2 protein-coding genes and 1 pseudogene are annotated in these 1,373 nt (G+C 74.5%); all 3 read left to right on the forward strand.

Annotated features, from left to right (window positions below):
• On the forward strand, positions 1-443 hold a 443-nt coding region (locus tag AOK11_RS35720), incomplete at its 5' end, for an alpha/beta hydrolase family protein (protein ID WP_478501596.1).
• Between the two features lie 39 nt (positions 444-482).
• Positions 483-737, forward strand: a complete 255-nt coding sequence (locus AOK11_RS35725; protein WP_055597800.1) for a MoaD/ThiS family protein — start codon at positions 483-485, stop codon at positions 735-737.
• Positions 738-740: 3 nt separating this feature from the next.
• Positions 741-1,373, forward strand: a pseudogene (locus tag AOK11_RS45795) (hypothetical protein); the annotation flags it as partial.

Here is a 1,373-nt window from a genome sequence, read left to right on the forward strand (position 1 = left end):
GGCATGGGGACGGGGGCGGCGGGTCCTCTGCCGGTGCCTCTGCCTCTGCCGGTGGTCCCGATGCCGTGGTGTCGGTGAGCGGTCCGGCCCGCTGGTTCTACCGGGGGACGGCTCCGATGCGGCGGGTGCACTGGCTGGCGACCCGGCCGTCGGGCCGGCTCGTGGGGCGCTACGGGCTGCGGACCCGGATCCACCACCGGGACTGGGACCCCGTACCGCTGTCCCCGGTCGAGGCGGTGCCGAGGATCGCGCCGACGCCGCTGCTGGTCGTGCACGGCGACCGCGACGGGTACTTCCCGCTCGACCACCCGCGCATGCTGGCGGCCGCCGCCGGTGAGCACGGGGAGCTGTGGGTGGAGCCGGGCATGGGACACGCGGAGAGCGCGGCCCCCGACGGACTGCTGCACCGGATAGGGGCCTGGGCCGTGGCCCGGGCGGGCTAGCCTGACCGTGTCCACTGTCAAACATTGAGGAACCAGCAGATGGCAAAGGTCACGGTGCGGTACTGGGCCGCCGCCAAGGCCGCGGCCGGGACGGCCGAGGAGTCGTACGAGGCGGTCACGCTCGCCGACGCGCTCGACGCGGTGCGCGAGCGGCACCCCGGCGAACTCACGCGAGTCCTGCGGCGATGCTCGTTCCTCGTCGACAGTGATCCCGTGGGCACCCGCGCACATGAGACGGTACGGCTGGCCGACGGCGGCACGGTCGAGGTGCTCCCGCCGTTCGCAGGAGGGTGAGCGATGACCAACCAGCCGTATCAGGGCTATGACGGGTACGACGGACGCCGCGAGGGCGACGAGGGCTACGACCCGCCCCCGCTCCAGCACCAGCGGCCCGAAGGGCAGGCGCAGGGGCCGTCGCAGGCATGGCCCGGAGGGCAGCAGGCGTACGACGATCCGCACGCCGCCCAGCAGTACACGCAGCAGTGGCAGGGACAGACCTGGGAGACGCAGATGCAGCCCCCGGTCCCGCCGACGGCCGCGGAGGAGACGTCGTACCTGCCCCAGCACACCGGACGGACCCCGCAGGCCCCGCAGGCCCGGCAGACCCCTCCGGGGCATGCCGGGTACGCGGGGCAGGGTGACGGCGGCGCGCTCGGCGGGCCCGCGGTGTACGCGGGGTACGGGGTGGCCTCCACCTACGAGGCACCGCTCCCCGATACCCCTGCCCATCCCGGTGCGGGTGCCGGTGCAGGCGCCCCACCGAGCAATGGCCACGAGGAGGCCGCTCATCGCGCTCAGAGCGGGTTGGGCGGCGTCCAGGAGGTGCTGGGTGACGGCGCTGACCTCGGCGGGTGTCTTGGCTGCGGCGAGGGCGGCGAGGTACGGGTCCGGATCCGGCACTGGGAGCGGCTCGGCGGGGAGCGGGTGCTG

This window comes from Streptomyces hirsutus, assembly GCF_001418415.1.
Taxonomy (GTDB): domain Bacteria; phylum Actinomycetota; class Actinomycetes; order Streptomycetales; family Streptomycetaceae; genus Streptomyces; species Streptomyces hirsutus.